The organism is Marinobacter sp. EhC06, assembly GCF_001650915.1.
Lineage (GTDB): Bacteria > Pseudomonadota > Gammaproteobacteria > Pseudomonadales > Oleiphilaceae > Marinobacter.
Map to the genome: position 1 here is coordinate 158,295 of NZ_LXYO01000003.1, position 18,382 is coordinate 176,676.

The window sequence follows — 18,382 nt, forward strand, 5'->3', positions numbered from 1 at the left end:
CCCCTGTGGGATATACCGTGGTCGCCGGAAAGCCGATATGCTTACCTTCCGCCTCAATGATGACGCAGGCCGCCCCGAGAATGTGCCCGACCGGTCGCAGGTGGAAGCGAATATCACCGAGCTGGACCACTTGGTGAAAGTAAACCGACCCTCGGAAACCCTGCTTGTAGGGGTGTGAAGTCCGACAGGCTGCTGGGTTTGCTCTATACTACGTCTCTGGCCGACGTGAGTTGGCAAAGCGCCATGACCGGCGCTGACTGGGATGGCAGTGCTGCTTCAGGCCGCAACAAGCCTCTTCACGTTAAGTTCTTTGCGATGTTGTTCGGCGTGCCAGAGTTCATATTGAGACTGCTGATTCAGCCAGCTTTCTGCCGAAGTATCGAAAGCAATAGAGAGACGGATTGCCATTTCGGGACTTATACCGGCTTTGCCATTCAACACGGCACTCAGTGTTTTGCGGCTAACGCCCAATGCCTCTGATGCTGCGGTGACAGAGAGGCCAAGAGGCTCAAGACAAAGCTCTCGCAATACTTCACCCGGGTGCGGAGGGTTGTGCATTAACATTGGCGGTACCTCAGTGATAATCCTCGTAGTTCACAATCTCGGCATCTCCGTCTTCGAACCGGAAGGTTACTCGCCAGTGACCACTGACTGTCACTGACCAGATTCCGGTTCGATTGCCAGAGAGTTCGTGCAAACGAAGACCAGTTCAACGTCTCGGCGGCAGAGAGCGTCCGAAGGGCTCCGTCAATAGCCCGCCAGCGCGCTCGTTTATGGTCAACGCGACACCAGCACAGGGATTGACGCTTGACAGAGTACAGTTCGAGTAGCGCTACCCAGCACCAGTCGGGTGAGCCGCGTATGGCCATAGGCGCCTATCACTAGCATGTCGGCATTGAACGCCCGCGCCTGTTCGAGTAACACTGGGCCGACCTTACCACCGTCGACTTGTTCCAGTGTTACCTGTACGCCATAACGCGCGAGGTGGCGACACAGGTCCGCGCCGAAATCCTCTCTACACTCCAGCTCGCCATCCGGTTCATCGCAGACACAAACCACCTTCACTGCTTCGGCCTGGGCCAGAAAGGGTAACGCATCGCCGACCGCTCGTGTTGCCTCCCGGCTAGCGTTCCAGCCGACAACGACACGTCGTCCAATCCGTCCGGCCGCCCATTCGTCCGGAATGAGTATAGTCGGGCGTCCCGAGCCGAAGATAACATGCTCGGCCATCCTGACCGTCATGGAAGGTTCGGGGGAGCTTTCGAAGGGAGGGACCAACGCCAGCCCTGCATAGCGCGCGTGTAGCATTAATTCCTCCGCTAACTCGCTCTCGGACAAGCGCCACTCTGCGCTAATGCCCCTTGCGCGAACCATTGCCTCAAAGCGATCCCTGACCTGAGTCTCTGCGTCCCGAACACGCACGCGATGCTGATCGAGCAAGGTGCGCATGGCAGGGCCGGCCACAGCGTACGCATGAGGCATCGCTCTCAGTGGCGTTGCCACAAACACCGCTATCAGACAGGCATTCCAGCACGCGGCGATGTCAGCGGCGATCGCCAGTCGTCGGTCATAGGGTCGAGCCTCTTCAAGAAAGACAACGATATCCTTAGGTAGCATGCTTCACCTCCTGGTCGCGTTTTCCATAACCTGCTCAAAAACACGCAGGACGACTTCCGGGTCCTCGTCTTCGAGGCCTATCAGCATCTCGTCCCGCAACACATTCGCCCGCTCATTCAGATCGCTCATAAAGCGCTCACCGGCATTGGTAAGATAAAGCAGCCTGGCGCGCCGATCACGCTCACTATGCCGGCGTTCAATCAGGCCCTGCTCCTCAAGGCTGTCAAGCAGGCGGACCAATGTCGGATTCTCGATAGTCATCAAGTGGGCTAACTCCCGCTGGGTCAATCCTCCACCACCACGCTGCAGGCAGATCATGGTGAACCAGCGAGCCTGGGTAACCCCCAGGTCTTTCAGGCGCTCATCCAGCAACTTGCGCCAGCGCCTTGCTACCCGGGCATTGGCGAAAGGAAACTGATCTCGAGAGGTTTGTGGGTCCATATCACTGTCCTGCTATTGACAATTCAGTAACAGTAAATCGCAAGCTAATCATATAGACAAGCGTCAGCTCACATTAGCCAGGTTTGCACCAGATCAATAGGCAACATCACGCGGATTCCGAGGCCAGCTAAGGCGCTTTTCCTTCCACTGAGACAGGTAACTTGCCGCTTCTTCAGAGACAGGAGGCCTTCAACGTACTGTCGCCCTGATAGACACCCTTGCTGCCGGGACCGGCCACCGGCTTAAAAAACTGGCGCCGAGCGCTCCGCAACGCCGTAGCATCTTCACTCGACACCCGCCGGGGCTTCGGCACGGCGTCTTCCAGGCAATCAGCATCCGCTAAGGTCAGTCCCCAGTCGAGTAGAGCCTGCAAGGCCGACAACAAGGCCAAGTTCCGCTTATCGGCCAGAATGGCATGAACTCGGGGGTTGGGTGACCAAAAAACGGGTAGTTCAATAAGTTGGGAGCTCTATTGCGGCATGAAACCCACTTCAGGGGCAAGAAAAGCGTTTTCGACGTTATTTTAGCTCAGAGTTCGGGCGTCGCCTTGTCAAAAGCATCGAGTATAAGTTTGACGAAGCGAAGCCCGAGATCAGCTACGGCTGACAGGTCGTTCTGTTACGAAGAGCAAAATAGCGGTGCTTTCCTATGGCGATGAACCTTTCTTTTCATACCAAAACAGTAACCACGGAACTATCAAATGGTATTAGACGGTATGAATTTGCATTCCTATACTTGGACAACTCTACAGTAAAACGCCTATCAAGGGCGCTGAAGACTACCATAGGAAGCAGAAGCCAAGCAGGAACCAATATGCGCCAGATAGATAACTTCATAAACGGCGAATTTGTCGCTTCTAGCGTTGGCAGGCGGTTTGAAAAGCGGTCCCCTGTCGACAACCGAGTCATAGCATCGATTGCGGAGGCCGGGCAGCCAGAGGTAGATCAGGCTGTAACTGCGGCAAAGCGTGCACTGACCGGAGAGTGGGGCAAGCTGGCCACTAATGAACGGGTGGATCTGCTTTACCAGGTGGCCGATGAAATCACTCGCCGCTTCGACGATTTTGTCGACGCCGAGATGGCCGACACGGGGCAGCCTCAGCACGTTATGAGCCAAGTATTCATCCCGCGCGGCGCCGCAAACTTCAAGGTCTTTGCGGACATTATCAAGAACGTACCGACTGAGAGTTTTCACATGGACACTCCGGACGGTCGTGGTGCCCTGAACTATGGTGTTCGCGTTCCCAAGGGGGTGATTGGCGTAGTGGCGCCCTGGAACGCCCCATTTCTGCTGATGACCTGGAAAGTTGGCCCCGCCCTGGCATGTGGGAATACCGTAGTGGTTAAGCCTTCGGAAGAATCTCCTCTGACCGCAACGCTGCTGGGTGAGGTAATGAACAAGGTAGGCATCCCCAAAGGCGTCTACAACGTCATTAACGGATTTGGTCCAGACTCCGCCGGCGAGTTTCTGACCCGCCACAAGGACGTTGATGCCATCACCTTCACCGGCGAAACACGAACCGGTTCGGCGATCATGAAGGCCGCATCGGATGGCATTCGGGACGTGTCGTTTGAGATGGGTGGTAAAAATGCCGGAATCGTGTTCGCCGACTGTGATTTTGATAAGGCAATTGACGGCATTTTCCGGTCGGCATTCCTCAATACCGGTCAGGTATGTCTTGGGACTGAGCGGGTCTATGTCGAGCGTCCAGCTTTTGATCGTTTCGTAGCCGCCCTCAAAGAAAAGGTTGAAAACGTCAAGTTTGGCCGACCCACCGACAATGGTGTGAATTACGGGCCGCTGATCAGCCAAGAGCATCGGCAGAAGGTTTTATCCTATTACGCCAAGGCTAAAGAAGATGGAGCCACGATTGTAACTGGCGGTGGTGTTCCGGAAATGCCTGGTGAGCTTGCCGAAGGTGCCTGGGTTCAACCGACAATCTGGACGGATCTTCAGGAGTCGTCCGCTGTAATTCAGGAAGAGATCTTCGGCCCTTGCTGTCATATCCGGCCCTTTGACACCGAAGAGGAAGTCATCGAGTTAGCTAATGCTTCCGATTACGGACTATCCACCACGATCTGGACTGACAACCTCACACGCGCGCATCGCGTTGCGGCCAAAGTCGATGTTGGGATTACTTGGGTTAATAGCTGGTTCCTCCGGGATCTGAGAACCGCCTTTGGAGGTGCCAAAACTTCGGGCATCGGTCGTGAAGGTGGTGTGCACTCCTTGGAGTTCTACACCGAGATGCGCAACGTTTGCATCAAAATGTGAGGCTGATATGGACCAGAATATAATTGATCAATACGGCGACGAGCTCTATCAGGCGTTTGTCGAACGCAGGACCATCGCGCCTTTCACTGAGCGAGATCCGGACATCAGTCTTGAGGATGCCTACAGAATCCAGCTGCGATTCATCCAGCGACGTTTGGATGCAGGCGAAACGGTGGTTGGTAAGAAAATCGGTGTGACCAGCAAAGCCGTGCAGGATTTTTTGGGTGTGTTTCAACCGGATTTTGGGCAGTTGACCTCAAAAATGGTTTACCAGGAAGGTGATGTCATTGCTCTTGACGACTTGATTCAGCCAAAGGCCGAAGCAGAGCTGGCGTTCGTGCTGAAAGAGGACTTGAAGGGGCCTGGCATCACAGCCATGGACGTGATCCGTGCGACCGATTATGTGGCTCCCTGCTTTGAAATCGTCGACTCACGTATTCGCGACTGGAAGATCAAGATCCAGGACACGGTAGCTGACAACGCCTCTTGTGGGGTTTACGTGATTAGTTCATGCAAAGTGGATCCACGTGAAGTTGACATCACCCTCGCGGGTATGGTGCTGGAGAAAAATGGTGAGCTTTATTCGACCGGTGTAGGGGCAGCAGTTCAGGGTTCCCCTGCCAACGCTGTGGCATGGCTCGCCAACACTTTGGGCGAACTGGGGATTCCCTTCAAGGCCGGTGAAGTCATTTTATCAGGCTCTCAATCCAACCTGGTGCAGGTTACTGACGGGGATGAGTTGGTGTGCACGATTGGTGGTGTAGGAAGTTGCAAGGTCCGCTTTGAAGGGAGGAGCGCAGTATGAGCATCACACTGACTCGGGAAGATATTGTGCGCCTTTGCGAGCGGGTAGAAGGGGCTCAGACCCGCGCTTACGCCATACCCAAACTGACCAACGAATATCCCGGTATGACTATTGATGACGGATATGCCGTCCAATCAGAGTTGCGGCGGCGCTTCATTGAGAGCGGGCACACGCTGGTTGGCTGGAAAGCGGGTCTGACGTCCAAGGCAAAAATGGAACAGATGGGCGTGAACGTTCCATCCATTGGCTTCCTGACGGACCGGATGGCCCGACCCGAAAATTCGGTGGTATCTACCTCTGATCTGGTGCATCCGCGGGTGGAATGTGAAGTGGCCTTCGTGACTGGTAAGGACCTCGCTGGTCCTGGAATCACCGCACAGGATGTTCTTGATGCGACAGATTATGTGTTACCAGCGATTGAAATCATCGACTCGCGATTTTCCGGCTTCAAGTTCGACCTCGAAAGTGTGATTGCTGATAACGGGTCGTCCGCCCGGTTTGTTGGCGGTGGCCGCCCTCGGTACCCGAAGGATCTCGACCTTCGCGCGCTCGGAGTAGTGATGGAAAAGAATGGTGAGATTGTCGGGATGGGTGCGTCAGCCGCTGTGCTCGGTCACCCGGCGGAAGCTGTCGCCATGCTGGTGAATATCCTCCACGACTTGGGGGAGACTCTCCCAGCAGGCAGCTTTGTCATGAGCGGCGGTATCACCGAAGCCGTTGCCGTAGCACCGGGCGACCATGTAATTGCCCGTTACCAAGACCTCGGCAGCGTCTCCGTGCGGTTCGGCGAATAACAACAGGAGCAGGATATGCCCATTATCGAGATGCACTTGATGGAAGGTCGCACCACGGAGCAGAAGTCCAGTGCCGCGAAAGCTATTACTAGCGCCGTGATATCCAGCCTGGGTGTTCCGGCAGAATCCGTACGGGTTCTTATCACTGAACATCGTGGTGCCGAGTTTTACGTAGCAGGTGTCGCACCAGCCCTTAAAACTCAGCAGGCCGGCTTGGCTGGCCAGAAAGAGGTGGAGGATTAATCCATGCAGAAAATCAAATGTGCACTAATCGGGTCCGGTAACATTGGTACCGACCTGATCTACAAGATCCAGCGCAGTGAGTACCTGGAACCGGTCTGGATGGTCGGCATTGATCCGGAATCTGAGGGCCTGATGCGCGCCCAGGAAATGGGACTGAAGACCACAGCTGAGGGCGTTGATGGGCTTCTGCCCCATGTCGAGGCGGATGGAATCCAGATCGCCTTTGATGCGACCAGTGCTTATGTCCACGCGGAGAACAGTCGAAAACTGAATGCGCTTGGAGTGCTGATGATTGACCTGACACCCGCGGCTATTGGCCCGCTGTGCGTACCACCTGTCAATCTCAGGGAACATGCCGACAAGTATGAAATGAATGTAAATATGATCTCCTGTGCGGGTCAGGCGACTATCCCCATCGTCTGGGCGGTGTCCAATGTTCAGACGGTCGATTACGCAGAGATAGTGGCCACCTTGTCGTCCCTTTCCATTGGCTCCGGTACCCGGGCCAATCTTGACGAGTTTACCTACACCACCTCCGATGCCATTACCAAGGTGGGTGGTGCCCGGCGGGGCAAGGCCCTGGCGATCATCAACCCGGCAGATCCCCCCATGATCATGCGTAACACGATTTCCTGCATCACCGACGAGGAGCCGGATCAGGAATCGATTACCGCATCGGTGTTGGCAACGATCAAGGAAGTTCAGAAATACGTGCCGGGTTACCGGTTGGTAAATGGCCCTGCGTTCGACGGTAAGCGCGTTACTGTATTTATGGAAGTAGAGGGGCTGGGGGATTACCTGCCCAAGTACGCCGGGAACCTCGATATCATGACCGCTGCTGCGACCCGGACGGCGGAAATGTTTGCCCAGGAGATTCTGGCCGGTACATTTAACCCTCAGCCTGTGGAGGTGGCGTAATGACAGACTCAATGATCTCTGGTGACAGAAGGAGCCGGAAGGTAATCCTGCATGACATGTGCCTGCGTGATGGCATGCACGCCAAGCGCGAGCAGATTTCCGTCGATCAGATGGTGAAGGTCGCGACCTCTCTGGACGACGCGGGTGTGCCATACCTGCAGGTGACCCACGGTGCTGGTCTGGGTGGAAATTCCCTGCAACACGGATTTGCCATAGCCAGCAACGAAGAATATATCAGTGCGGTGGCGTCACGGATGAAACAGGCCAAAGTGTCGGTCCTGCTAATTCCGGGCCTGGGCACCATGAAGGAACTCAAGTCGGCCTATAAGGCTGGCGCCAGAAGTGTTCATGTGGCGACGCACTGCACAGAAGCCGATACCTCCCCGCAGCACATTGCCTGTGCCCGGGAGCTGGGAATGGATACCACGGGCTTCCTGATGATGGCTCACCTCAATGACGCCAAGGGGCTCGCTGAGCAAGCAAAACTGATGGAGTCCTACGGTGCCCATACCGTATACCTCACGGATTCCGCCGGCTATATGTTGCCGGCAGATGTAAAAGACCGGATACAAGCACTTCGGGATGCGCTCAAACCCGAAACCGAGATTGGCTTCCATGGTCATCACAACCTTGGCATGGGTATCGCGAACTCCATTGCAGCCATTGACGCCGGAGCGACACGCATCGATGGATCGGTGGCCGGTCTTGGCGCTGGTGCAGGAAACACGCCACTGGAGGTGTTTGCCGCGGTATGCGAACGGATGGGCATCAAAACTGGCGTCAACGTCTTCAAACTGGCCGACATAGCTGAGGAAATCATTGTGCCGATGATGGATCACATTGTCCGGATTGACCGTGAATCCCTGGCGCTGGGTTACGCCGGCGTATACTCCACCTTCCTGCTGCCAGCCAAACGCGCAGCAGAGCGTTACGGTGTTCCGGCACGTGACATTCTGGTCGAGCTGGGGCGTAAGAAGATGATTGGTGGTCAGGAAGACATGATCGACGATACCGCGATGACTATGGCTAAGGGACGAGGCTTGCTGAAAGCGGTGGCAAGTTGAGGGCCTGGTTTCAGGCTTTATTTGTCACCGAATCTACCAACACTCATTACGAGAGGTGAAACATGGCACTCAGGGGAGTTCTTCGACTCGGAGAGGTAGGTATACGTGTCCTCGATCTGGATGCGGCCCGCGCTCATTATGTAGAACGTACGGGCCTCATAGAGGTTATGTATGACGACAAGGATCGAAAAATTTATTGCAAGGCGTGGGATGAGCACGACCACCACTCGGTGATTCTCCGTGAAGCCGATGAGGCAGGATTGGATTATGTCGCGTTCAAAGTCTATGACGACAAGACCCTAACCGATCTGGAACCGAAGATTGAAGCGTTCGGCCTTGAGGTGACACACATTGCTGCCGGAGTTTACCCAAAAAGTGGCCGCAGGCTCGAATTTATATTGCCCTCCGGCCACAAAATGCATCTATATGCCGAGAAAGAACAGGTCGGCAACACGTTGGGAACTCGTAATCCGGGCGTTATGCCAGATGAAGGAGTGATCCGGGGGTTCCGTATTAATCGACTGGATCATTGCTTGCTTGGTGGGCCGAATATCGACGAAAGTAGTCGTTTATTTCAGGAAGTTTTCGATTTCGATCTGAGTGAACGGGTTGAGGATGAAGACAGCCGTGATTCGCTCGCGCTGTTTCTAACCTGCTCCACCAAACCCCACGACGTGGCGTTTGTGTCTCAGCCAGAGCCCGGTCGATTCCATCACGTATCATTCCTGCTCGAATCGGAGACGGATGTCATTCACGCGGCAGACCTGATCGGCAAATATCGCATTCCCGTGGATGTGGGGCCCAATCGCCATGGTGTTACCCGCGGAAACACGATCTACTATTTCGATCCTTCAGGGAACCGCAACGAGGTTTTCTCCGGTGGCTACGTGCATTACCCGGATACTCCAACCCTGACCTGGGATACCTCCCACATGGGACCTCTCCAGTTTTCGCAGGACAATATACCGCGGGAGAGTTTTCTGACGGTGATGACCTGATGATCCCAACCCTCACAGTGCGGTAAGCCAACAATGGCAATAACAGGTGGAGGAAGTTGGTATGTCCTATTGGATACGTCTTGACGAGCTGAATCTTGATTTCACCTGTGACGCTCGACGAAAGGTGCTTGAGTGCATGATGGGAGCAGGGAAAAACGGTACCCCGGTACCTCGGTTGGGTGTCGTCGTGGTGGCTGTGGAGTCTGCCAGATCCAAGTGGTAAAGGGTGAATATGATAATCGGTCGATGAGTAATGCGCATATTGATGACGAAGCGCTTGTCCAGAGGCGGGTAATGGCCTGTTGCATCCGGCCCCGGAGTGGTCTGTCCCTGAAAGTGATTGGCAAATTGGTCTGGCCGCTTTATCGCCGGTGTCAGCAACTCCAAAATCCAGAACTCTAACGTTGTCTCCACCAGCCACAAACAACGGTTGTGGCTGCATTAGTTGACGGAATTAGTCGACGAACTCTAACCACGGACGGTTCTTTTTTCTGTTAATATTTCGTGTCTCCTGTAATCGGGCTTCGCGAAGAGGTACCAATGTCTTCTTTCACTATTCTCATGATGGGTGCCATCGGCGGAACTCGCTGAAGCCGGACGAGATATAGTGCTGACCACTCATGGCCGACATCTTGAGGACATACGGGTTTCGGGCTGACGGACCCATATCAAGGAGTGGGTGAAGATGCAGAATCTAAGGCTGTGTTCGTTGTGGCCCGGCCCTAGTATAACCTTAAATCCACTTCAGAAACTGCCACCAGAAGTAATCAAGCGGAAACAGGATCAAAACGGAAAGAGCGGCCAGAACGAGACAGAGCCGGGCAGCGTGCCTCATGGGGATTCCGGCCAGCGGCATGGCCATCATCAAAGGAACCGACTGGTAAGTAAACACGATCGTCGAAAAGCCAAGAACTTGGGTCATCAGTACGGCTTCCAGGCTGAAGCCGGTCAGTTGGCTGAGAGGTTCGGCCAACGGCGTCAGGGTGGCGGGAATACCGGCCAGAGTTGTCATCATCCCGGTGGCCGTCGCGACAAGTGACAGGACGATGAAGTTGCTGAAATCCTGGCCGGTATCCAGGGGCAACCAGGAAAGCATATGAGCACCGATGACACCGCTGATGTTCTGGTGGTTGATCAAACCGGCAATACCAAGTAACCCGGCAACCACCAAGATGGAACTGATGTTCACCTTCTGGTTGAAGCTCTGTGTGGACACCATACCAATTACTGGGATGAGTAGCAGTGTGGCTGCAGCCAGTCCGATCCAGGCTGCCGACATCTGGTGCAGTGAGTCGGTAAACCAGAGCCCCAGGGTTGCTGCCATGATCAACAATAATCGGGTTTCTTTGAATTCGAAATCACGGACGGGGTTGGTCTGTTTACTGCGCTGTGGTGTATCCGGATATAGCCAAACAATCACTATAATCAGCAAAATGCTCTTGAGTAATCCGAGCACCGGGAAGTGCAGCAACAAATACTCGCCGAACAGCGGGCTCCAGCCGTGAATGTTTTCTGCAGAACCGATCATGATCATATTGGGCATGTTTGCCGGCAGGATGGCGAACGTCGGCAAGTGGCTGCCGAAAGCAGCTGCCAACCCCACGGCTTTGTGGCCGTTACTCCCGGGTACAAAGCCGCAATTTTCGGCGATGACCAGAGCAATTGGTATAAAAAGGACAATACGGCCGATCGAAGAGGGCATGACAAACCCCAGCACAATACCGATGAGCACAGTGCCGGCGATCAATCGGGTGTAGCTCGTATCCAGATGTTGCGTGAAAAAGTCGGAGATGCGCCGCGCAAGCCCGGTTTCGGTTATGGCGATACCAATCACCAGGCCGGAAACGATTAACCAGCAGGCGGTAGAGGTGAGCCCCGAAAACACCACGTCGGCGGGCGCCAGGGACAATAGCATTGCGAGGGTCAGCACCAATAAGGCAGAGACAAACTCCGGGAGCGCTCCGGTTGCGAACAGCACAAGGCCGGTCATGACCAGAATAGATGTGATTAGCTGCTTCCCATCGAACCAGCCGGCTAACGGTGTCAGCAATAAAACCAAGGTCAGCGCCGGAATCAGGATCAGCGCGATCCACTGTGAGCGTTGCATTCCCTTCAACGTACATTCCTGTTCTTGTCCGGGAACAGCCAGAAGGCGAACCCCTTCAACATAAGCCACGACGTCGCGACGGGTACGGGTAGGCTCAATCCATCATGTCTAGTAAGTGCAGACAATCTGCGCTGCCGCCTGGGCACATTCAATATCCTGGTCCTCACTACCGCCAGAAACCCCAATACCACCAACCACATGATCGTCCCGGACCAAAGGCACACCACCGCCGATTACTGTGAAGTGTTCAGACTTGGTCAGCCCTTCCAGAACACGTGACCGTTCCTCGCCGAGCAAAGCTTCCAGTTTCACGGTATCCATGCCCATGCCGGCAGCGGTGATCGCTTTTTTTCGGGCCAGTTCAGAAGCCACCAGGAAAGATCCCGCCATTTTCACGAATGCTATCAGGCGACCAGACGGGTCCACCACGGCGACCGTAGCTTTAATACCGAGCTCTTCCGCCTTACCTACGGCCACTTCCAGCAGGTGCAATGATGCGACTTCAGTCAACATATACCCAAGTTGAACAAGCGGCTTTTGGTTGCCATCCACCATGATTCTCACCCCCCCTCAAAGCCAGAGACCATCTGTCCAGCATTGTTCATTCCACTAGAGCGGGCCATGGCCTCGCTCACTTCCTGAATCAGCGTTTCTTTCTGCTCGTCCGTTCTGCCTTCAATAATGTAAAGCTGAGCAATAGGCATAGTGCCTCCTTGTCAGAGTCAGATGAATTGTCCGGAAACCGTTCCCAGTCCCTGGTACCGTACGGTGATATTGTCACCAGGCTCCACCGTGATGGCAGCGGTTATGCCACCAGTCATGATGAAGGTGCCCGCGGGAATGTGCTCACCCCGCTCTGCCAGCAGATTCGCCAGCATCGCCACGCTGGAGGCCGGATGGCCAAGCACGGCGGCGCCCGCGCCTACATCGACAACTTCACCGTTCTTCTCGACCACCACACCCAGGGTTTTCAGGTCCACGTCCGCCACATCCGCCATCTGGCCACCGGTGATAAACCGGGTTGATGAGGCGTTATCGGCAACGACGCTCACCAGGTCGAACTTGAAGTTCTCATAGCGAGAGTCGATGATTTCCACGGCGGGAATCACGAAGTCCGTCGCCGCCAGCACCTGGCCGATATGGCAGCCCGGGCCTTTTAACGGTGCCTTGGTAACAAAAGCGATTTCGGCCTCGATCTTCGGGTGGATCAGCTCTTTAGTGTCGACCACACCGCCATCAGGCACGCTGAAATAATCGGCCAGGAATCCGTAGATCGGGGTTTCCACACCCATCTGCGCCATCTTGGCCCAGGAGGTCAGGCCCATTTTCATGCCCACGATCTTGTTGCCCCGCTCTTCCTTGCGACGGCGGATTTCCCACTGCACGTCGTAGGCATCCTCGAAGGTCATGTCGGGATAGTCATTGGTGACCTTGGTGATGTCGTGGGCCTGCAGCTCGGCGTTTTCCACGTGCTCGGCCAGTGCCAGCACCTGCTCTCGGCTTAATGTCTTGCTCATGCGTTCTGCTCCTTTTGTGCCGCCAGCAGATCCAGCGCCACATCCACAATCATGTCTTCCTGGCCACCCACCATGCGGCGTTTGCCAAGCTCCACCAGAATGTCCACGGTCTTCAGGCCGTACTTCTGGGCCGCCACTTCCGAGTGGCGCAGGAAGCTGGAATAGACACCGGCGTAGCCAAGTGCCAGGGTTTCACGATCCACCCGCACCGGGCGGTCCTGTAGCGGCCGTACAATGTCATCAGCGGCATCCATCAGTGCGTACACATCGGTACCGTGCTCCCAACCCATCTTGTCGAAGGCGGCAATGCACACTTCCAGCGGGGCGTTGCCCGCGCCAGCGCCCATGCCGGCGAGGCTGGCATCGACACGGTCGCAGCCTTCCTCGACCGCCACGATGGAGTTGGCCACGCCCAGCGCGAGGTTATGGTGGGCGTGGATGCCGGTCTGGGTTTCAGGTTTGAGCACATCCTTGAGGGCGCGAAAGCGGTCGCGGATGTCGTTCATGTTCATGGCGCCGCCGGAGTCGACGACGTACAGACAGGTGGCGCCGTAGTCTTCCATCAGCTTGGCCTGTTCGGCGAGCCCCTGCGGGGTCTGCATGTGGCTCATCATCAGGAAGCCGACGGTGTCCATGCCCAGTTTGCGGGCGTGCTCGATGTGCTGCTTCGACACATCCGCTTCGGTACAGTGGGTGGCCACTCTGACAATTCTGGCGCCGGCACTGTAGGCGTTGTCCAGGTCGTGGACGGTGCCGATGCCGGGCAGCAGCAGGGTGGCGATTTTCGAGTGGATGACTACGTCCGCCACCGCTTCGATCCACTCCAGATCCGTGTGGGCGCCGAAGCCGTAGTTGAAGCTGGAGCCCTGCAGGCCGTCGCCGTGGGCCACTTCAATACTGTCGACTTTTGCCTTGTCCAGGGCCCGTGCAATGTCCTGCACGTTCTTGATGGAGTACTGGTGACGAATGGCGTGGCTGCCGTCCCGCAGGGTCACGTCGGAGATATAGAGTTTCTTGCCGGGGTTATAAGTCATGGTTCAGTCTCCTCACTTGACCAGCGATTCGGCGATGCGCTCGGCGGTACCGAGAGCGGCGGAGGTCATGATGTCCAGGTTGCCGGCGTAGGCCGGCAGGTAGTGGGCGGCGCCCTCTACTTCCAGGAAGATGGAGGTCTTCAGGCCACTGAAGCGGCCCAGGCCCGGGACGTTCATGGGCTGGTCTTCGGGGATGTCGTCGAACTGCACCTTCTGCTTCAGGCGGTAGCCCGGCACGTAGCGGTTGACGTCCTTGACCATTTCTTCCACGGAGGCTTCGATTTCCGCCTCGTCAGCGGCCTCAGATAGCACGTAGACGGTGTCCCGCATCAGCAGGGGTGGTTCGGCCGGGTTCAGGATGATGATGGCCTTGCCCTTCTGGGCACCACCGACCACTTCGATGGCCTTGGAGGTGGTTTCGGTGAACTCGTCGATGTTGGCGCGGGTACCGGGGCCGGCGGATTTACTGGAAATGGATGCCACGATTTCCGCGTAATGAGCCTTGGCGACTCGGGAGACCGCTGCGACCATGGGAATGGTGGCCTGGCCACCGCAGGTGACCATGTTGACGTTGCCCTCGGCCAGATGCTCCTCCAAATTAACCACCGGCACGCAATAGGGGCCGATGGCGGCCGGGGTCAGGTCCACCACGCGGATGTCGGGTTTGTGTTCACGCAGCAGTTTGTCATTGTGAACGTGGGCGCCGGCCGACGTGGCATCAAACACAATGCCGATGTCGGCGAACTCGGGCATCTTCACCAGCCCTTCCACGCCTTCTGCAGTGGTGGCCACGCCCATACGTTTGGCACGGGCCAGACCATCGGACTCGGGGTCAATCCCGACCATCACCCCCATCTCGATGTGCTCGGCGGTGCGCAGGATCTTGATCATCAGGTCGGTGCCAATGTTGCCCGAACCGATGATCGCCGCTTTGATTTTGTTGCTCATGATGTTGTCCTCTTCAATCCGGGTCAGGCGAAGCGCACGGAAGCACTGCCGATACCACCGATATCCACACGCATGTAATCACCGGCCTTGACCGGCTCCAGCGGGACCAGGGAACCGGACAGGATGACTTCACCGGCTTTCAGGGTGATGCCGAACTCGCCGAGGGTGTTGGCCAGCCAGGTCACGCAGTTCACCGGGGAACCCAGTGCAGCAGCACCAGCACCGGCACTCAGTACACTGCCGTTCTTTTCCACCACTATGCCGCAGGTCCCCAGGTCCACCTTGCGGGGAGAAACCGCCTGGTCACCCAGGACAAACAGGCCGCAGGAGGCGTTATCCGCCACGGTGTCCTGGATGGCGATCTTCCAGTCCTGGATGCGCGAGTCGACAATCTCGAAACAGGGCATCACACACTCAGTGGCGGCGAGTACATCGGCATTGGTTACACCGGGGCCGCTCAGGTCTTTTTTCAGGATGAAGGCAATTTCGCCCTCGGCGCGGGGCGCAATCAGCCGGTCACTGATGGGCATGACTTCACCGCTGTTGAACACCATGTCGTCGGTTAGGTACCCGAAATCCGGCTGGTGCACGTTCAGCATGTTCTGCACCGCCTTGCTGGTGACACCGATCTTCTTGCCGATGACGGAGGCGCCATCCGCCAGCCGGCGTTCCAGCATGCGCAGGGAAATGTGGTAGGCGTCGTTGATGGTGATGTCTTCGCCACGGTCGGTCAGCGGTGCGACCGCCTCCCGGTTCAGCATGGCCTGGTAAAGCTCGTCACCGAAGGTCTGGATGCGTGTCTGTTCCATTACTCTGCTCCTGAAGCCACTTGATCGGCCTCGGTCAGGAAATCGTTCACCAGCCGGGCAAACCGGTTGGCATGTTCAATCTGGGTCCAGTGACCACAGCGGCCATAGACGTGCAGCTGTGCCCGGTCGATCCAGTCCGCCAGGGTCAGGGACGCCTGCAGGGGGATCACTTCATCCTCCCGGCCATGAATCACCAGGGTTTCGTGCGGCAGCGCCCGAATGTCCTCTTCCGGGCTGGCCAGGTTGTCGACCCAGCGCTGACGCGGAGCCGGGAACATGGCCGCGAACGACTCCTGGAAACCGGGGCGGATGCTGGCCTGATAACGCATTTCCGCCAGTTCGTCGGTGAGCAGGTTTTTATTGAACGCGAACACATCCATCAGGCGGCGCATGTTTTCAAGGGAGGGCTCGTAGCCCCAGACTTCATCCAGCCCCTGGGTGATCGGGAAACTGACGCCAGCCGAGCCCATCAGCACCAGACGACGAATGCGCTCCGGATGCTCGATGGCCAGCGCCAGAGCCAGGCCGCCACCGAAGGAGTTGCCTACCAGATCCACTTTCTCCAGATCCAGTGAGTCCATCACGCCGATGGCGTGGGCCACCCAGCGTTCGCGGTTGTAGGTGTTGTCTTCCGGGCGTTCGGTGTGCCCGAAGCCAAGCATGTCCGGCGCCACCACACGGCGGTTCTTCGCCAGCTCCGGAATCACCAGGCGCCAGTTGGCCCAGGCGGTGACACCGGGGCCGGAGCCGTGGATCATCATGACCGGAACATCATTCTTAGCATTGTCCGCACCATGGTCATGCACGTTGGTGCGGTAGCCGGCAGCGGTTATCTCACGCCCGATTTCGGGGCTGTTTGCAGGTGCAGTCATGGTCAGCTCACAATTTCACGCAGATGTTCTTCATTTCGGTGTAGAACTCCAGGGAGTGCACACCGCCCTCACGGCCAATGCCGGACTGCTTGCTGCCCCCGAAAGGTGTACGCAAGTCACGAAGGAACCAGCTGTTGACCCAGATAATGCCGGCCTCGACCTGGCCCGCTACCCGGTGGGCGCGGGTAATGTTTTCGCTACATATGGCCGAGGCCAGGCCATAAGGAAAACTGTTGGCCAGCTCAATCGCCTCTTCTTCCGTATTGAACGGACAGAGGTGAACACAGGAGCCAAAAATCTCATCGGTAATCACTGCGGAATCTTCCGGCAAAGCGGTCCAGATCGTGGGCTCCACCCAGGCCCCGCCAGCAAGATCTTCCGGCATTTCCGGAACACCACCACCGGTAACAACGGTAGCGCTGTCATCCACGGCTTTCTGGTAATAGGAAAGGATTTTTTTTTATGTTTGAGGCTGACCAGCGGCCCCAGGTTGGCTTCGGCATCGTCCGGCGGGCCGATCATCAGGCCCTCCGCCGCTTTTTTCAGCCGGCCCACGAACTCGTCGAAGATGGACCTTTCGACATAGACGCGCTCGGTGTCCAGGCAGACCTGACCGCAGTTGGCGAAGGCCGAACGCATGGTGCCTTCGATGGCCTTGTCCATATCGAAATTGGCAAACACCAGACCGGCGTTTTTGCCACCCAGCTCCAGGGAGATATCCCGGATGCCCTTGGCGGCGGCTTTCATGATCACTTCGCCGATAAAGGTGAAACCGTCCACCTGAGGATGTTCAGTCAGGAAAGCGCCTGCGGAGTCGCCCCCAAAACCCTGCACGACGTTGTAAACGCCATCCGGTACGCCGGCTTCCTTCATCACCTCACCCAGCAGGGCGGTGGTAGTCGGCGTTTCCTCGGAGGGCTTGACCACCACCGTGTTGCCACAGGCCAGGGCGGGGCCGACTTTCCAGGTCATCAGCAGCAATGGCAGATTCCAGGGGCTGATCACACCAATCACGCCTTTGGGGCGACGTATCGCATAGTTCAGCGGACCGGTGCCGTCCGGGGTCGGCATTTCAAAGGATTCTGTGGGCACATTCTTGATCATGTCCGCGAACACCTTAAAGTTGGCCGCGCCCCGGGGAATGTCGATATGGCTCGCCATGGATTTTGGCTTGCCGGTATCGAGGCACTCCGCTTCCAGGAACTCATCAGACCGGGCGTTGACGCCGTCGTCCACCTTGTGCAGGATGCGGGTGCGCTCCTCCAGTGTCATCTTGCCCCAGGGGCCGCGCAGGGCCGCTTTAGCCGGGTTGACGTTGTCGAACAGCTTGCCGCTGGCGGAGCCAACATACTGCCCGTTGATGTAGTGCTTGATGTCTTTCATGGCTGCTAAATCCCGTTTCATCCGTTCGGGATCAGGTCAGAACCGTCATGAAACGTTCGTTCAGTGCCCGGTCGTGGTAGAAGATCGCTTTGCCGAGCTCTTCCGTCTCCCAGGTGACCGGTTTATGATCCGGGTAGAAATAATCACCACCGCAGAACACCTCGTTACGGTTGCCAGATGGATCAAAGAAATAGATGGTTTTGCCATGGGTCAGACCGTGACGGGTCGGCCCGATATCGATGGACGTATCGGTCATGGTGATCAGGTCCGCCGCCCTAAGAACGTCTTCCCAGGTTTCCAGGTGGAAAGAGGCGTGATGGAACTTACCTTTTTCTTCGTGGTGGATGAAGGCGATGTCATGCTCTTTCATGGACACGGTCAGGAACTGCGCCACCCGAGTGCCTTCCGGGTCCAATACTTGCTCGACCAGGTCGAAGCCCAGGACATTGACAAAAACATCGTAAGTCGCCGCCAGCTCAGGACCGTAAAACAGACAGTGGTCAAAGCGCACGGATTTCATGCCCCGCAGACCACGGGGCCAGGCCTCCGGATTAACAC

At 56.6% G+C, this 18,382-nt stretch carries 22 protein-coding genes and 2 pseudogenes; 10 read left to right on the forward strand and 14 right to left on the reverse strand.

Features of this window, described 5'->3' with window-relative positions; translation table 11 throughout:
* The first annotated feature begins 37 nt into the window (after positions 1–37).
* Complete coding sequence (locus A8B84_RS21570; protein ID WP_161487082.1) at positions 38–178, forward strand: hypothetical protein; 141 nt, start codon at positions 38–40, stop codon at positions 176–178.
* 98 nt (positions 179–276) lie between these two features.
* Here A8B84_RS21570 and A8B84_RS21180 read toward each other — a convergent pair whose 3' ends face one another.
* From A8B84_RS21180 to A8B84_RS03810, 4 genes are all read right to left on the reverse strand, one after another.
* Positions 277–564 carry a HigA family addiction module antitoxin gene (locus A8B84_RS21180; RefSeq protein ID WP_075195112.1) on the reverse strand — a complete coding sequence of 96 codons (288 nt, stop codon included), beginning with the start codon at positions 562–564 and terminating at the stop codon, positions 277–279.
* Positions 565–574: 10 nt separating this feature from the next.
* Positions 575–697, reverse strand: a complete 123-nt coding sequence (locus A8B84_RS21185) for a type II toxin-antitoxin system RelE/ParE family toxin (protein ID WP_082905064.1) — start codon at positions 695–697, stop codon at positions 575–577.
* 80 nt (positions 698–777) lie between these two features.
* Complete coding sequence (locus tag A8B84_RS03805) at positions 778–1,617, reverse strand: universal stress protein (RefSeq protein ID WP_064228035.1); 840 nt, start codon at positions 1,615–1,617, stop codon at positions 778–780.
* Positions 1,618–1,620: 3 nt separating this feature from the next.
* Positions 1,621–2,058, reverse strand: a complete 438-nt coding sequence (locus A8B84_RS03810; protein ID WP_064228036.1) for a MarR family transcriptional regulator — start codon at positions 2,056–2,058, stop codon at positions 1,621–1,623.
* Between the two features lie 813 nt (positions 2,059–2,871).
* Here A8B84_RS03810 and A8B84_RS03820 point away from each other — a divergent pair.
* The 9 genes from A8B84_RS03820 (at position 2,872) to A8B84_RS21190 (ending at position 9,556) form a co-directional block, all read left to right on the forward strand.
* Entirely contained in the window at positions 2,872–4,332 is a 1,461-nt protein-coding gene (locus A8B84_RS03820; RefSeq protein WP_064228038.1) for a 2-hydroxymuconic semialdehyde dehydrogenase, read from the forward strand.
* A 7-nt stretch (positions 4,333–4,339) separates the two neighbouring features.
* On the forward strand, positions 4,340–5,137 hold the full coding sequence (gene dmpE / locus A8B84_RS03825; protein WP_064228039.1) for a 2-oxopent-4-enoate hydratase: 798 nt from the start codon (positions 4,340–4,342) through the stop codon (positions 5,135–5,137).
* Positions 5,134–5,931, forward strand: a complete 798-nt coding sequence (dmpH, locus tag A8B84_RS03830) for a 2-oxo-3-hexenedioate decarboxylase (RefSeq protein ID WP_064228040.1) — start codon at positions 5,134–5,136, stop codon at positions 5,929–5,931. Before dmpE (A8B84_RS03825) ends, dmpH (A8B84_RS03830) begins: the two co-directional genes overlap by 4 nt.
* Positions 5,932–5,946: 15 nt before the next feature.
* Entirely contained in the window at positions 5,947–6,174 is a 228-nt protein-coding gene (locus A8B84_RS03835; protein ID WP_064228041.1) for a tautomerase family protein, read from the forward strand.
* A 3-nt stretch (positions 6,175–6,177) separates the two neighbouring features.
* Positions 6,178–7,092 carry an acetaldehyde dehydrogenase (acetylating) gene (locus tag A8B84_RS03840; RefSeq protein ID WP_064228042.1) on the forward strand — a complete coding sequence of 305 codons (915 nt, stop codon included), beginning with the start codon at positions 6,178–6,180 and terminating at the stop codon, positions 7,090–7,092.
* Complete coding sequence (gene dmpG, locus A8B84_RS03845; protein WP_227512711.1) at positions 7,092–8,156, forward strand: 4-hydroxy-2-oxovalerate aldolase; 1,065 nt, start codon at positions 7,092–7,094, stop codon at positions 8,154–8,156. Before A8B84_RS03840 ends, dmpG (A8B84_RS03845) begins: the two co-directional genes overlap by 1 nt.
* 62 nt (positions 8,157–8,218) lie before the next feature.
* Positions 8,219–9,154, forward strand: a complete 936-nt coding sequence (locus A8B84_RS03850; RefSeq protein ID WP_064228043.1) for a catechol 2,3-dioxygenase — start codon at positions 8,219–8,221, stop codon at positions 9,152–9,154.
* 61 nt (positions 9,155–9,215) lie between these two features.
* Positions 9,216–9,377, forward strand: a complete 162-nt coding sequence (locus A8B84_RS21765; RefSeq protein WP_227512712.1) for a hypothetical protein — start codon at positions 9,216–9,218, stop codon at positions 9,375–9,377.
* Positions 9,371–9,556: a hypothetical protein gene (locus tag A8B84_RS21190; RefSeq protein ID WP_227512713.1), complete on the forward strand. Its 186-nt coding sequence runs from the start codon at positions 9,371–9,373 to the stop codon at positions 9,554–9,556. Before A8B84_RS21765 ends, A8B84_RS21190 begins: the two co-directional genes overlap by 7 nt.
* A gap of 331 nt (positions 9,557–9,887) precedes the next feature.
* Here A8B84_RS21190 and A8B84_RS03855 read toward each other — a convergent pair whose 3' ends face one another.
* The 10 genes and pseudogenes from A8B84_RS03855 to A8B84_RS03895 all read right to left on the reverse strand — a co-directional run.
* The gene (locus tag A8B84_RS03855; RefSeq protein ID WP_064228044.1) at positions 9,888–11,261 is read right to left on the reverse strand and encodes an SLC13 family permease; all 1,374 of its coding nucleotides are present in this window, start codon (positions 11,259–11,261) and stop codon (positions 9,888–9,890) included.
* A 108-nt stretch (positions 11,262–11,369) separates the two neighbouring features.
* Positions 11,370–11,816, reverse strand: coding sequence for a GlcG/HbpS family heme-binding protein (locus tag A8B84_RS03860; protein WP_082905066.1), 447 nt, complete (start codon positions 11,814–11,816; stop codon positions 11,370–11,372).
* Between the two features lie 50 nt (positions 11,817–11,866).
* Positions 11,867–11,965, reverse strand: a pseudogene (dmpI, locus tag A8B84_RS21965) (2-hydroxymuconate tautomerase); the annotation flags it as partial.
* Positions 11,966–11,983: 18 nt separating this feature from the next.
* On the reverse strand, positions 11,984–12,778 hold the full coding sequence (gene dmpH / locus A8B84_RS03865) for a 2-oxo-3-hexenedioate decarboxylase (protein ID WP_064228045.1): 795 nt from the start codon (positions 12,776–12,778) through the stop codon (positions 11,984–11,986).
* A complete protein-coding gene (dmpG, locus tag A8B84_RS03870; RefSeq protein ID WP_064228046.1) occupies positions 12,775–13,812 on the reverse strand; it encodes a 4-hydroxy-2-oxovalerate aldolase in 1,038 nt (345 codons plus the stop codon). Before dmpG (A8B84_RS03870) ends, dmpH (A8B84_RS03865) begins: the two co-directional genes overlap by 4 nt.
* Before the next feature lie 12 nt (positions 13,813–13,824).
* Positions 13,825–14,760: an acetaldehyde dehydrogenase (acetylating) gene (locus A8B84_RS03875; RefSeq protein ID WP_064228047.1), complete on the reverse strand. Its 936-nt coding sequence runs from the start codon at positions 14,758–14,760 to the stop codon at positions 13,825–13,827.
* 23 nt (positions 14,761–14,783) lie between these two features.
* Positions 14,784–15,569 carry a 2-oxopent-4-enoate hydratase gene (dmpE, locus tag A8B84_RS03880; RefSeq protein WP_064228048.1) on the reverse strand — a complete coding sequence of 262 codons (786 nt, stop codon included), beginning with the start codon at positions 15,567–15,569 and terminating at the stop codon, positions 14,784–14,786.
* Positions 15,569–16,441, reverse strand: coding sequence for an alpha/beta fold hydrolase (locus tag A8B84_RS03885; RefSeq protein ID WP_064228049.1), 873 nt, complete (start codon positions 16,439–16,441; stop codon positions 15,569–15,571). Before A8B84_RS03885 ends, dmpE (A8B84_RS03880) begins: the two co-directional genes overlap by 1 nt.
* 7 nt (positions 16,442–16,448) lie before the next feature.
* Positions 16,449–17,824: pseudogene (locus tag A8B84_RS03890) on the reverse strand (2-hydroxymuconic semialdehyde dehydrogenase).
* Between the two features lie 31 nt (positions 17,825–17,855).
* Positions 17,856–18,382: VOC family protein (locus A8B84_RS03895; RefSeq protein ID WP_201257854.1), on the reverse strand; the 527-nt coding region annotated here is incomplete at its 5' end.